Origin of the sequence: Achromobacter spanius (genome assembly GCF_039673305.1) — a bacterium.
GTDB lineage: Bacteria > Pseudomonadota > Gammaproteobacteria > Burkholderiales > Burkholderiaceae_B > Achromobacter > Achromobacter spanius_F.
Window position 1 is genome coordinate 1 of sequence record NZ_JBDJLJ010000005.1, and the last position, 12,699, is coordinate 12,699.

General features: G+C 68.4%; 12 protein-coding genes. 9 read left to right on the top strand and 3 right to left on the bottom strand.

All coding sequences use genetic code 11. From position 1 onward, the window contains the following. The 9 genes from ABE485_RS06625 to ABE485_RS06665 all read left to right on the top strand — a co-directional run. A partial coding sequence (locus ABE485_RS06625; protein WP_346514374.1) for an ABC transporter substrate-binding protein occupies positions 1–1,528 on the top strand: 1,528 nt, incomplete at its 5' end. A 7-nt stretch (positions 1,529–1,535) separates the two neighbouring features. Next, positions 1,536–2,507, top strand: coding sequence for an ABC transporter permease (locus ABE485_RS06630; protein ID WP_346514375.1), 972 nt, complete (start codon positions 1,536–1,538; stop codon positions 2,505–2,507). A 1-nt stretch (position 2,508) separates the two neighbouring features. Further along, a complete protein-coding gene (locus ABE485_RS06635) occupies positions 2,509–3,396 on the top strand; it encodes an ABC transporter permease (protein ID WP_346514376.1) in 888 nt (295 codons plus the stop codon). A 27-nt stretch (positions 3,397–3,423) separates the two neighbouring features. Further along, on the top strand, positions 3,424–4,965 hold the full coding sequence (locus ABE485_RS06640; RefSeq protein ID WP_346514377.1) for a class I adenylate-forming enzyme family protein: 1,542 nt from the start codon (positions 3,424–3,426) through the stop codon (positions 4,963–4,965). Further along, positions 4,962–5,735, top strand: coding sequence for an SDR family oxidoreductase (locus tag ABE485_RS06645; protein ID WP_346514379.1), 774 nt, complete (start codon positions 4,962–4,964; stop codon positions 5,733–5,735). Before ABE485_RS06640 ends, ABE485_RS06645 begins: the two co-directional genes overlap by 4 nt. Positions 5,736–5,870: 135 nt before the next feature. Beyond that, positions 5,871–6,428: a carboxymuconolactone decarboxylase family protein gene (locus ABE485_RS06650; protein ID WP_346514380.1), complete on the top strand. Its 558-nt coding sequence runs from the start codon at positions 5,871–5,873 to the stop codon at positions 6,426–6,428. Between the two features lie 22 nt (positions 6,429–6,450). After that, on the top strand, positions 6,451–7,248 hold the full coding sequence (locus tag ABE485_RS06655; RefSeq protein WP_346514381.1) for an ABC transporter ATP-binding protein: 798 nt from the start codon (positions 6,451–6,453) through the stop codon (positions 7,246–7,248). Further along, positions 7,245–8,105, top strand: a complete 861-nt coding sequence (locus ABE485_RS06660) for an ABC transporter permease (protein ID WP_346514382.1) — start codon at positions 7,245–7,247, stop codon at positions 8,103–8,105. The genes ABE485_RS06655 and ABE485_RS06660 overlap by 4 nt, the downstream gene beginning before the upstream one ends. Before the next feature lie 29 nt (positions 8,106–8,134). Beyond that, positions 8,135–9,106, top strand: a complete 972-nt coding sequence (locus ABE485_RS06665) for an ABC transporter substrate-binding protein (RefSeq protein ID WP_346514384.1) — start codon at positions 8,135–8,137, stop codon at positions 9,104–9,106. 7 nt (positions 9,107–9,113) lie between these two features. Here ABE485_RS06665 and ABE485_RS06670 read toward each other — a convergent pair whose 3' ends face one another. The 3 genes from ABE485_RS06670 to ABE485_RS06680 form a co-directional block, all read right to left on the bottom strand. Beyond that, entirely contained in the window at positions 9,114–10,202 is a 1,089-nt protein-coding gene (locus ABE485_RS06670) for a porin (protein WP_346514386.1), read from the bottom strand. A gap of 8 nt (positions 10,203–10,210) precedes the next feature. Beyond that, positions 10,211–11,377 (bottom strand): DUF1624 domain-containing protein, encoded by a 1,167-nt coding sequence (locus tag ABE485_RS06675; RefSeq protein WP_346514388.1) that lies wholly within the window; start codon positions 11,375–11,377, stop codon positions 10,211–10,213. A 232-nt stretch (positions 11,378–11,609) separates the two neighbouring features. Further along, positions 11,610–12,587 (bottom strand): Bug family tripartite tricarboxylate transporter substrate binding protein, encoded by a 978-nt coding sequence (locus tag ABE485_RS06680; protein ID WP_346514390.1) that lies wholly within the window; start codon positions 12,585–12,587, stop codon positions 11,610–11,612. Positions 12,588–12,699: the final 112 nt, after the last annotated feature.

A 12,699-nucleotide genomic window follows, 5' to 3' on the forward strand; every position in this document is an offset into this window, starting at 1 on the left:
GGGCCCGGATGCCGGCCCCGCCCGCCGGGGCGGCACGCTCGTCGCCACCTGGGGCGGCCTGGAGCCGCAGGCCCTGTTCGTGCCCGGCGGCGGCGGCTCCAGCCCGTTCCAGACGTCGACCAAGATCCTGGAACGCCTGCTCAAGCTGGACGCGGACCTGAAATTCCAGCCCGCGCTGGCCCTGTCCGTCACGCCGTCAGCCGACTTCCGCAGCTACACCATCAAGCTGCGCGAAGGCGTCACCTGGCACGACGGCGCGCCGTTCACGTCGGCGGACGTGGTCTACAACGTGTTGCAGCACTGGAAGCCGATCTCGGCCGGCATCGCGCTGAAGTCGCTGACGGACGCCGCCGCACCGGACGCGCACACCGTCGTGCTGACCTTCAATGCGCCGGTGCCCGAATTCTTCCTGAAATCGACGCTGTCCGGCCAGTATCAGCTGCTGGTGCCCAAGCACCTCTACGACGGCAAGGACCTCATCACCAATCCGCTGAACAACACGCCGGTCGGCACGGGCCCCTGGAAATACGGCAAGTGGGTGCGCGGCAGCCATGTCGAATACCTGCGCAACGACAAGTACTGGAATCCGGCCCAGCCCAACCTGGACAAGCTGGTGATCCGCTGGTGGGCGGACCCCGCCTCGCGCGGCGCCGCGCTCGAAACCGGCGAACTGGGACTGGCCTATTCCAACCCGGTGCCCGCGCGCGACATCGACCGCCTGGTCAAGACCGGCAAGGTCGTGGTGGACACGCGCGGCTACCAGAACACGGCCTGGACGGTCACGGCGGAATTCAATCAGCGGCGCGACATCGTCAACCGCCGCGAGGTGCGCCAGGCCATCCTGCACGCGATCGACCGCCAGTTCATCGTCGACACCATCTACTACGGCCGCGGCAAGCCGGCCATCGCGCCGATCTTCAGCAGCAATCCGCTGTTCTTCACCGAGGACGTGCCGCGCTATCCCTTCGATCCCAAGAAGGCTGCCGCCCTGCTGGACGCGGCCGGCCTGCCGGTCAAGGACGGCAAGCGCTTCACTGTCAACCTGCTGGCCGCCGCCTGGTTCGAGGAAAACGCCAAGCTGGGCCAATACCTGAAGCAGGCGCTGGAAGACGTGGGCATCGCCGTCAAGCTGGATTCCGTGGACCGGGCCACCGCGCTCAAGCGCATCTATGGCGACTATGACTACGACATCGCCGTCTCCAACTTCACGTCGCCGCTGGAGCTGGTGCCCACCGTGACCCAGTTCTTCACCACCGACGGCATCGTGCGCGGCGCCGCCTTCCGCAACGCCACCGGCTATTCCAGCCCCGAGATGGACGCCATCGTCGGCAAGCTCGCGGTCGAGACCGAGCCCGAGGCGCGCCGCAAGCTGGCCACGCAGTTCGCGCGCCTGGCGTCCACCGACGTGCCGATCGTGCCGCTGGTCGAGATCCAGTCGTTCACGCTGGCCGGCAAGAACGTGCGCAACTTCACCACCGGCGCCAACGTGCAGGGCGAAACCCTGGCCGACGTCTGGCTGCAGGCCTGAGGCCGCCATGCCGATCCGCCTGATCTCGCGCCGGCTGCTCCAGGCCATCCCGCTGCTGCTGGGCGTGGTGGTGCTGAACTTCGCCCTGATCCAGTCCGTGCCGGGGACGTTCCTGGACGTCATGACGGCCGAACAGCAGGTCACCGATCCGGCGCTGATCGAACGCCTGCGCGTCACCTACGGCCTGGACCAGCCTCCCGCGGTGCAGCTTCTGAAGTACATCGGATCGGTGGCGCGGCTGGATTTCGGCTATTCGTACCGGCACAACCTGCCGGTGCTGGACGTGATCCTGGCCCACCTGCCGGCGACGCTGGTGCTGATGCTGGCCAGCATCGCCATCGCGGTGCTGGTGGGGGTGGCGGCCGGCATCGTGTCGGCCGTCAAGGTCAACACCTGGTGGGACAGCGCCGTGTCGGCGTTCGCCGTGCTGTGCTTTGCCGCGCCGAGCTTCTGGCTGGGCATCATGCTGATCATCATGTTCTCGGTGAAGCTGGGCTGGTTTCCGGTGGGAGGCATGGTCACCATCGGCCTGGACGGCGGGCTCTGGCGCCAGGCGCTGGACGTGCTGCACCACCTGGCGCTGCCGGCCGTGGCGCTGGGGCTGTTCTATTCGGCGGCCTACGCCCGCGTGATGCGCGCATCGATGCTGGAAGTCAGCCGCATGGACTACGTGCGCACGGCCTACGCCAAGGGCCTGACGCGCGCCACGGTGGTGCTGCGCCACATCCTGCGCAACGCCGTCCTGCCCATTGCCACCCTGCTGGGCCTGCAGCTGGGCGCCGTGCTGGGCGGCAGCATCGTGATCGAGTCCGTGTTCAGCTGGCCCGGCATCGGCGCCGTGCTGTTCGACAGCGTCATGAGCCGCAACTACCCCGTCGTGCTGGGCATCCTGGTGCTCAGCTCGGTCGTGGTCATCATCGCCAACATCATCGTGGACCTCGCCTATACGCGGCTGGATCCGCGCATCAAGGCCGCCTGACATGTCCGCTACCCCCGCCATCCTGTCCCCCGGGGCCGCGGCCCCGGCCCGCCGTCCCGATTCCTTCGCGGCGCGCTTTGCCCGCAACCGCGGCGCGGTGGCGGGCGCCGCGGTCCTGCTGCTGGTGGCGCTGGTGGCCGCCGGCGCCGACTGGCTCTACCCGGTCAACCCGCTGCGCATCGTCGGCGCGCCCGAGATCTGGCCCTTCGAGTCCTGGCGCTTTCCGCTGGGCACGGACTCCATGGGCCGCGACATCGCCGCGCTGATCGCGCACGGCGCGCGCGCCACCCTGCTGATCGGCCTGGTGGCCGCCGCCACCGCCACGCTGATCGGCGTAAGCGTCGGCGCGGCCGCCGCCTGGGCCGGCGGCTGGATCGACGAAGCGCTCATGCGCCTGACCGAGCTGTTCCAGATCATCCCCAACGTCGTCTTCGTGCTGACCGTCGTGTCGGTGCTGGGCCCCCGGATCGAAAACATCACCTTGGCCGTCGGCCTGGTGTCCTGGCCGCCGATCGCGCGCCTGACCCGCGCCGAGTTCCTGTCCTTCAAGGAACGCGAGTTCGTGCAGGCCTGCCGCGCCGTGGGCATGAGCCCGCTGCGCATCGTCGCGGCCGAAGTCCTGCCCAACGCGCTGCCGCCCGTCATCGTGATGTCGTCGCTGGTGGTGGCCGGCGCGATCCTGTACGAATCGGTGGTGTCCTTCCTGGGCCTGGGCGATCCCAACATCGCCAGCTGGGGCCGACTGGTGGGCGAAGGACGCAGCCTGATCCGATCCTCCTGGTACATCTGCGCCGTGCCCGGCGTGGCCATCATGCTTACCGTGCTGTCGCTGAACCTGGTCGGCGACGGCCTGAACGACGCGCTCAATCCCAAGCTGCAAAAGCGCTGAGCCGCAGCCTTTTCGGAAATCCTCTCCATGACGCATTCCCTCAAGAACCTGGGCGACCTGGCCGATCCGCGATTGCCGGCCGACCTGCCCGCCATCGTCGACCTGCGCCAGCCCGACGCGCCCCTGCGCCTGACGCATGGCCAGGCCGACCGCCTGGCGGGCGGCGTGGCCGCGTGGCTGGTCGCACGCGGCCTGGAACCCGGCGCCCGCATCGCCATCGCCGCCCTGAACCGCGCCGAATACCTCATCGCCTATTTCGGCATCATGCGCGCCGGTTTCGTCGCCGTGCCCATCAACATCAAGCAGTCGCAGGAGAACATCGACTACGTGCTGCGCGATGCCGGCATCGCCCTGGCCTTTGTGGACGGCCCGCGCCGCGCCGGGTTCGAGGCCACCGTGCCGGTCCTGGACTTCGACGACGCCGGCCCGCAGGGCTTTGCCGCCCAGATCGCGCCCGCGGACTTCGCGGCCGTCACGCCGGCCCCGCAGGCCATCGCGCAGATGCTGTATACGTCCGGCTCCACCGGCAAGCCCAAGGGCGTGCCGCTGACCCACGCCGGCCAGCTCTGGGCGCTGACGACCACGGCCGGCCCCGCCGCGCCCGCGGACAACCAGGCGCGCTACCTGCTGGCGCAGCCGCTGTTCCACATGAACGGCCTGTTCATGGCCAAGCGCGCCTTCGCCAGCAACAGCCTGCTGGTGATCCAGCCCGCGTTCGACGTCGCCGCCTACGCGGACGCGCTGGAACGCTACCGCATCACCATCCTGACGGCCGTCCCGACCATGTTCGCGCGGCTGGTCAAGGACCCCGCGCTGCTGCAGGGCCGCGACCTGTCGGCGCTGGAACGCGTCATGCTGGGGTCCGCCCCGATGACCGTGGCCCTGTACGAACGCATCCAGCAGGCGCTGCCGCAGGTGCGCATCACGCACGGCTACGGCACCACGGAAGCCGGCCCCGCGGTATTCGGCCCGCATCCCGACGGCCTGCCCACGCCGCCGCTGGCCGTCGGCTACCCGCTGCACAAGGACCAGGTCCGGCTGACGGGCGGAAGCGGTCCCGACGAAGGCGTGCTGCTGATGAAGAATCCGGCGGTGCTTGCCGGCTATCACAACCTGCCCGAGAAAAGCGCCCAGGTGCTGGACGACGGCTGGTACTACAGCGGCGATGTGATGCGCCGCGACCCCGACGGCTTCTATTACTTCGTGGGGCGCGCCGACGACATGTTCGTGTGCTCCGGCGAAAACATCTATCCGGTCGAGGTCGAAAAGCTGCTGGAGTCGCATCCCGACGTGCGCCAGAGCTGCGTCGTGCCGCTGGCCGACGAAGAGCGCGGCAACATCCCCGTCGCCTTCGTGGTGCGGCGCGACGGCAGCACGCTGGACGCCGAAACGCTCAAGCGCCATGCGCTGGCCCATGGTCCGGCCTATCAGCATCCGCGCCGCATCCGCTTCCTGGACGACCTGCCCTGGGCGGGCACCAACAAGGTCGACCGCAACGCCCTGCTGCTATTGGCGCGCGACCTGGAAGCGCGGCAGGACTGGACACAACCCGAGAAGGAGGCCGCATGAGCGCCGCACCCGATACCCTGGCGGGCAAGACCGCCCTCGTCACCGGCGGCAGCCGCGGCATCGGCCGCGCCATTGCGCTGGCCCTGGGCCGGCGCGGCGCGCGCGTCGCCGTGCACTACCACGCGGCGACCGGCGCCGCCGCCGAGGTCGTCGGCCAGATCGAGGCGGCCGGCGGACAGGCCTGGGCCTTGCAGGCCGACCTGGCCGACCCGGACGCAGCAGCCGGCCTTGCTGCGGCCGCCCTCGCATCCCTGCGCGAACGCACGGGAGAAGACGGCCTGGACATCCTGGTCAACAACGCCGGCGTCGGCCTGCGCGCGCGCCTGCCGCAAGTGACGCCCCAGGACTTCGACCGCGTGCTGCAGGTCAACCTGAAAACGCCGTTCTTCCTGATCCAGCACTGCCTGCCTTTCCTGCGCGACGGCGGGCGCATCATCAATATCTCGTCCATGGGCACGCGCGCCGCCTATCCCGAAATGAGCGTGTACGCGCCGGCCAAGGCCGGCCTGGAAGCCCTGACCCTGCTGCTGGCCAGCGAGCTCGGCGCTCGTGGCATCACCGTGAACGCCGTGCTGCCGGGCGCCACCGCGACCGACCTCAACGCGCGCGCGCGGGACCCCGAGCTCAGCCGCGCCATCGCGCAGACCATCGCGCTGGGCCGCGTGGGCCAGCCCGAGGACATCGCCGACATCGTCGCGTTCCTGGCTTCGCACGAAGGACGCTGGGTGACCGGTCAAAGCATCGATGCCACGGGAGGACAGCGCCTGTAGCGCAACGATCTGCCGCGCCCGCCGATGCCCGTGCCGCCCGGGCATACCCATATACATATGTGATATCGGTATTTTTCATGCGGCCCGGGGTCTTTTAGGATTCGAGCGTTGTTGTCCCCTTACGCTGGAATTGCCTTGTCACGCCTGACTCCCCTGGATCCCGCCAAGCTGGATCCCGCCACCGCCGCCCTGTTCAACCAACTGCTGCAGGACTACGGCCCCTATGCCAACATGCTGAGCGCCTTCGCGCCGCGGCCGCCGGCGCTCAAGCATTTCTTCTCGTACCTGGTGCAGTCGCGCGAGGACGGCCTGATCTCGCCGCGCCATCTGGAAATCGCGCTGCTGACGGCCTCCAAGGCCCACGCCTGCCACTACTGCGTCACGCTGCACACGCCCAAGCTGGCCGCGCACGGCATCTCGCAAGAGGCCATCGACCGCCTGCTGGAACCGCAGGTGCCGGGCCTGGACGAGAAGGACCTGGTGGTGCGCGACTACGCGGTCCTTGTCACGCTGACCCCGTCGCAGGTCAGCGACGAGTTCTACCGCAAGCTGCAATCGTTCTTCAGCGAGGAACAGATCGTCGAGCTGACCATCCGCATCGCCCTGTGCAGCTTCTTCAAGCGCTTCAACGAAGCCCTGGAGGTGCCGCACGAAGACGTCGTGGCACTTGAACTGGAGCATGGCGCGGCTTGAGGCGGCGTGCAGTCGTTCCGCCATGAGTCCCACCCCTGCCCTCAAGCTGGAGATCCGCAATCTCTCCAAGCGCTTTCACACCGACACCGGCCCGGTCCAGGTCCTGGACGACATCAGCCTGAACGCGGCCAGCGGCGAATTCGTCAGCATCATCGGCCCGTCGGGCTGCGGCAAGTCCACGCTGTTCAACATCCTGACCGGCCTCCTGGAGCATGACGCCGGCACGATCGCGCTGGATGGCGCGGCCCTGCCCAACCTGCGCGGACGCGTCGGCTACATGCTGCAGCGCGACCTGCTGATGCCCTGGCGCACCGTGCTGGACAACGTCCTGGTCGGCCTGGAGATCCGCGGCGCGCCCAAGGCCGAATCCGTGGAACGGGCGCGCGAATACCTGCACACCTTCGGCCTGCTGCCGTTCCAGGACAGCTATCCCAAGGCGCTGTCCGGCGGCATGCGCCAGCGCGTGGCGCTGGCCCGCACGCTGTTGCCCGACCCGGACGTGCTGCTGCTGGACGAACCGTTCTCGGCGCTGGACTACCAGACCCGCCTGTTCCTGGAATCCATGCTGGCCGACACCGTAAGCAAGCAGGGCAAGACCGTGGTGCTCGTGACCCCCGACATCGACGAGGCCATCGCCTTGTCAGAGCGCATCTTCGTGCTGAGCGCGCGTCCCGGGCGACTCAAGAGCGTACACGAGATCGAACTGGGCACCCGTTCGCCGCTGGAAGCGCGCCACGACAGCCGCTTTCCCGGCTACTTCGACCTGCTCTGCCAGGAACTCGACATACAGACCGCCCGCAAGGACGGCGTCCCCGCATGACCCAGACCACCGCTTCAACACTGCAGGGCGCGCCTGCGTCCAAGCCTGCAACGACCCCGGCCACGGCCCGCAAACCGGGCTTTCGCATCCCCGTCCTGGCGACCCAACTGCTGATTCTTGCCGTGCTGTTCGGCGCCTGGGAAGCCGGCGTGCGGTCCGGCGCCGTGTCGGGCTTCCTGTTCGGCTCGCCCGCGGGCATCGTGCAGGCCGCCTGGAAAATGATTCTGTCCGGCGAACTCTGGGAGCACGCCAACTACACGCTGTGGGCGTCCGCGGCCGGCTTTGTCGTGGGCACCGTCCTGGGCACCGTGCCCGGGCTGGCGCTCTGGTATTCGCCGTACGGCGCCAAGGTGGTCGAGCCCTTCCTGGTGGCGATCAACAGCGTGCCCAAGATCGCGTTCGCGCCGCTGGTGATCCTGTGGTTCGGCACGGGCGTGATCTCGAAGGTGGCGCTGTCGATTTCGCTGACTTCCATCGTCGCCCTGCTGGCCGCCTTCCAGGCCGCGAAGGACACCGATCCCGACATCCAGAAGATGCTGGTGTCGCTGGGCGCGACCAAGCGGCAGATCTTCGCCAAGGTCGTGGTGCCGTCCGCCCTGCCCGCCATCATCGCCACGTTCCGCATCAACATCGGCTTCGCGCTGGTGGGCACGGTCGTGGGCGAGTTCATTTCCTCCAAGTACGGCCTGGGCCACGTCATCTTCGTCGCCTCGTCGCTGTATGACCTGAACACCGTCTGGGTGGGGATCTTCTCGCTGATGCTGCTGGGCTTTGTCCTGTACGCCGGCGTGGACATTGCCGAAAAGCGCCTCCTGCGCTGGAAAGACCAGACCTACGCCACTCAATTCAAACTGTGAAGCGCGCATCCGCGCCGCTGCAAACCATCATGAAAACCCGATTCCCCCTCCGCCTTGCCGCCGCCGCGGCCGTCTCCCTGCTGTCCGTGTCCGCCATGGCCGCCAACGACAAGGCCGTCGTATCCGCCGCCTTCAAGTCCGTGTTCTACCTGCCGGTGTACTTTGCCGAGGAACACGGTTACTTCAAGGACGAAGGCCTGGACGTGCGCATCGACGTGGCCTCGTCGTCGACCAACGCGCTGGCCGCCGTCATCTCCCGAAGCGCCGACTTCTCGCTGCACGGCCCCGAATGGACCGCGATTTCGTTCGGCCGCGGCGCGCCGGTGAAAGTCGTGGGCGGCACGCTGAACCGCCTGGGCGTGTGGCTGACCTGCAAGCAGGACTTCAAGTTCGACGGCTTCAAGAGCCTGAAGGGCGCCACCATCGCCACGGGCGCCATGCCCACCACCAGTTCGTCGGCCTTCATCAAGCTGGTCAAGAACGCCGGCCTGGATCCCAAGCGCGACGTGAACCTGCTGGAAGTGCCGCTGGGCAACGAGATCGGTCCACTGAGTTCGGGCCAGGCCGACTGCGCGGTGCTCTATGAGCCGGGCGCGTCGCAGGCCCAGGCCCAGGGCTACAAGGTCGTGTCCGCGTTCTCGCGCGAGATCGGCCCGTACACGTTCTCGGCCATCTCCACCCGCCAGGACATCGCCCCGCAGGTCTCGCAGAAGTTCGTGGCCGGCATCGACCGCGCGCTCAAGGCCATCCACAAGGATCCGGCGGCGGCGGTGGCCAGCGGCCTGAAGCTCTTCCCCAACCTGGACCCGGCGGTGGTGCGCGCATCGGTGCAGCGCCTGATCGACGACGGCGTGTTCGCGGATTCCGTGGCCGTGCCGGAACAGGCCTTGAAAGACGCCCTGCAGACCCAGATCGACCTGGGCAACCTGGACCGCATTCCGCAGGACGACAAGTGGCTGGACCTGAAGTACGCCGACCAGATTTCCGGCAAGACGTACTGATCGCCCCTCAGTACCGGTGGCGCATCCCCACCGCGTACTGCGACTGGTGCCAGGACGGGTCGTCCCAGGCGCCCCGCATGTAGCCGTAGACGGCGTACAGGTTGGTGCGCTTGGACAGGTCGTACACGTAGCCCGCCGAATAGACCTGCTGGGAATGCGTGGCGCCGTCGCGCTCGAGGACGCCGCCGCCCGGCAGGCTGGCCTGCCACGACGCCATCACCGTTCCCGCGCCCGCCCGCCAGGCGGCGCCGGCCATCACACCATGGACCGTGCTGTCCGGGAAATAGACGCGCTGCCCCGGCGACGGCACGGCCGGTATGGTCGATCCGTTGCGCATCACGGACCAGCCCGCGTACAGCGTGAACGCATCCACCGTCGCACGCGCGGCCAGGGTGTAGGCATCGGGCTGGCGCGCGCCGCCTGCCCGGACCATGGCGGCGGACTGGACCGTGCCGTCCGCCCAGCGCGCGCCTTCGTAGGTGGCGGCGATCGAATAGCCCGCCTGCTCGTACACCAGCGCGGCGCTGTAGAGCTTGTTGGTGGAGGCAGTCTGAAAGCCCCCGCCGCCGTCATAGTCCAGGCTGGCGTCGACACCCACCCGCAGGCCGCCCACGGAAGGACTCCAGTAGGCCACGGTGTTGTCGGCGCGGTTGGCGTTGTAGGGCAGCAGCGTCGTCTGCGCGCCCGTGATGAGGTATGACGCCAGGAAGGCGTCGTAGTCCGCGAGCGTGGCCGACGACGCCGAGGTCTGGCGGCCCAGCCGCAGGTCGCCGAACCCGCCCGATACCCCGACCCAGGCGGCGCGGCCGAACAGGCGCCCGCCCTGCGCGGACCTGCCGTTGTTGGCCAGGATGCCGCTTTCCAGCTGGAAATTTGCCCGCAGGCCATTGCCCAGATCCTCGCTGCCGCGCAGCCCCCAGCGCGAACCGGACTGCACGCCCGACTGCATGTTGATCGCCGTGCCGCGCTCCTGTGTGGAGAAGCCTGCCAGGCTCAGGTCCACGACCCCGTACAGGGTGACGGGGCTTTGCTGCGCGTCGGCGGCCCACGGCGCCATCACCGCCGCGACGCCCGCGGAAAACTTGCGTAACGCCATCGCCGGCCTCACAGGTACTTGAGCCAGGCGATGTCGCGGCGCGCGGCCTTCAGGCGCCCGAACCAGCGCACCGGCAGGTAGAGGGCGGCCGCCAGCAGCACCGAGATCAGCCATACCGAGGCCATGCCGTCCACGCCAAAGTACTTGCCCTGGTTCAGGCCCCAGATGCCCTCGCCCGCCAGGTACAGCGCCTTCAGCACGTACAGGTGCAGCAGGTAGAAGAACATCGGCGCCGCGCCGTACACGCACAGCACGCGCACCCACGTCGCGGACTGGGCGCGCTCGATCAGGACCAGCAGGCACAGGCCCAGGCCGAGCGTCAGCAGCAGGAACATCAGCGACGGCGGGTATTTCGTAATGTTCAGGAAGCTCATCGCCGTGTGCAGCGCGTCGGCCTGCACGGACCACTGCTGGGCCTGGCCATAGCCGTTCAGCGCCCGCAGGGCGACAAAGCCGGCGACCAGGGCAAGGCCCGCCGTCCAGAGCCGGCGCTGGCGCACGGCGGGCTGCACGCCCGCCTGGAACCACGGGCCCGCCGCGAAGCCCAGCGCGATCACGCCGATCCAGGGCAGCAAGGGATACGAGGTCCGCAGGCGCAGCGTCTCGCCCATGTCGATCCAGCCGCGGTCGTGCAGCACCGCCCACGGCACGTGCATGGCGTGGCCCGCCACGAAATGCACGCCGTCCAGCGCATTGTGGCCGGCCACCAGCGCCACCCCCACCACGACCAGCGCCCAGCGCGGCAACCACAGCAGGGCCGCCAGCGACAGCATGGACAGGCCGATCACCCAGATCACCTGCAGGTACACGACCGACGGCGGAAACTGGAACGTCCACGCAAAATTCACGACGATGACTTCCAGCGCGATGAGAAACGCGCCGCGCTTGGCCAGGAACGCCGCCGTGGCGCCGCGGCTGCCCGCCTTCGCGCCATACAGCCAGGCCGACAGGCCCGTCAGGAACACGAACACCGGGGCGCACAGGTGTGCCAGCAGGCGCGAGAAAAACAGATCGGGCGGCGTGGCCGCCACGTCCATCGGGTCGCCGACCTGATGGTGCAGGAAGAAGGTCTCGCGCACGTGGTCCAGCAGCATGATCACGATGACCAGGCCGCGCAGGGCGTCGATGGAACGCAGCCGGGTGCTGCCGGCGGGATTGGGAATGGGAGAAGCCATGTAGGGATACAGGGAGCAATGCCGGCCGGCGCCTGGGCGCCGCGTCGCGTGAAAAAAGGCAGAATAGTAATGTAATAACATTACTATTCCAAGACAAAATTGGAGCCGGATTGATCGGGCGCAGGGCCGCCTTCCGGACGGCAGAAGGGCCGTCAAGCAGCGACGGCCCTCGATGCGCATCAAAGATTGCCGCGGCGGGCGGCATCCCCGAGCCGCGCGGTTGCGCCGCCCCCTACTCGGCCTGGATGCCCGCCTGCCGGACCTTGTCGCCCCACACTTTTTCCTGCTGCACGACGAACGGCCCGAACGCCGAGGCCGGCGCCGGCGTGGGCTCCGCGCCCATCTGCGTCAGCTTCTGCTTGATGTCGTCGGACGAGACGATCTTGTAGAGTTCGTCCCCCAGCCGCTTCGCGATCGGCGCGGGCAGTTTCGCGGGGCCGAAGATCCCGACCCAGGCCGCCAGGTCGAAGCCCGGCTGTCCCAGCGCCTCGGACACGCTCGGCAGGTTCGGCGCCAGCGCGCTGCGCTTCTCGGTGGATACCGCAAGCGCCTTGAGCGTGCCCGCCTGGATGTGCGCCGCCGCCGACGCCAGGTCCACGAACATGAAGGTGGCGCGTCCGCCGATGATGTCCGTCATCGCCTGCGGCGTGCTCTTGTAGGGAATCGCCGCGGCGCCCAGCCCGGTCATCTTGTCGAAGGACGCGGCCGATATCTGGCCGGTGCTGTTGCCGTAGGCGTAGTTCAGGCTGCCCGGATTGGCCTTGCCGTAACGCAGCAGGTCATCCACGCTGCTGATGGGCAATTTGGCGCTGACCGCCAGCACGAAGGGAAAATTGCACACCTGCACCAGCGGCGTGAAATCCTTGACCGGGTTGTAGCGCAGGCTCTTGTACAGGTGCGGGTTCGAGGAATGGGTGGTGTTCGTCGCCAGCATGATCGTGTAGCCGTCGGGCTGGGCGCGCGCGACGAGGTCGGTGGCGACCTGCCCCGACGCGCCGGGGCGATTCTCGACGATCACCGGCTGCCCGAGCGCGGACTGCAGGCGTTCGGCGATCAGCCGGGCGACGATGTCGCTGGCGCTGCCCGCCCCGAACGCCGTGACCAGTTTCACGGGCTGGGCAGGATAGTCCGCCGCCTGCGCAGCGGGCCCGGCCAGGCCGCACGCGAGCAACGCGGCCGCGCATAGCGGCTTGAAGAAAGTACGCATCATGTCTGTCTCCTTGGTGGGACGCCGTCCCTGTGCCGGGCGGTCGATCGGTGGGGGCCTGTGCGGCCAGTCACGGGTAGGTTTTCCGGTCTTCAGCCGCCAGCCGGAACACTGG

Bases quoted from the DNA above. Each gene is read 5' to 3' on its own strand.
- ABE485_RS06680 (WP_346514390.1), bottom strand. From the start codon at position 12,587: ATGATGCGTACTTTCTTCAAGCCGCTATGCGCGGCCGCGTTGCTCGCG.
- ABE485_RS06645 (WP_346514379.1), top strand. From the start codon at position 4,962: ATGAGCGCCGCACCCGATACCCTGGCGGGCAAGACCGCCCTCGTCACC.
- ABE485_RS06665 (WP_346514384.1), top strand. From the start codon at position 8,135: ATGAAAACCCGATTCCCCCTCCGCCTTGCCGCCGCCGCGGCCGTCTCC.
- ABE485_RS06635 (WP_346514376.1), top strand. From the start codon at position 2,509: ATGTCCGCTACCCCCGCCATCCTGTCCCCCGGGGCCGCGGCCCCGGCC.
- ABE485_RS06630 (WP_346514375.1), top strand. From the start codon at position 1,536: ATGCCGATCCGCCTGATCTCGCGCCGGCTGCTCCAGGCCATCCCGCTG.
- ABE485_RS06655 (WP_346514381.1), top strand. From the start codon at position 6,451: ATGAGTCCCACCCCTGCCCTCAAGCTGGAGATCCGCAATCTCTCCAAG.
- ABE485_RS06675 (WP_346514388.1), bottom strand. From the start codon at position 11,377: ATGGCTTCTCCCATTCCCAATCCCGCCGGCAGCACCCGGCTGCGTTCC.
- ABE485_RS06660 (WP_346514382.1), top strand. From the start codon at position 7,245: ATGACCCAGACCACCGCTTCAACACTGCAGGGCGCGCCTGCGTCCAAG.
- ABE485_RS06670 (WP_346514386.1), bottom strand. From the start codon at position 10,202: ATGGCGTTACGCAAGTTTTCCGCGGGCGTCGCGGCGGTGATGGCGCCG.
- ABE485_RS06640 (WP_346514377.1), top strand. From the start codon at position 3,424: ATGACGCATTCCCTCAAGAACCTGGGCGACCTGGCCGATCCGCGATTG.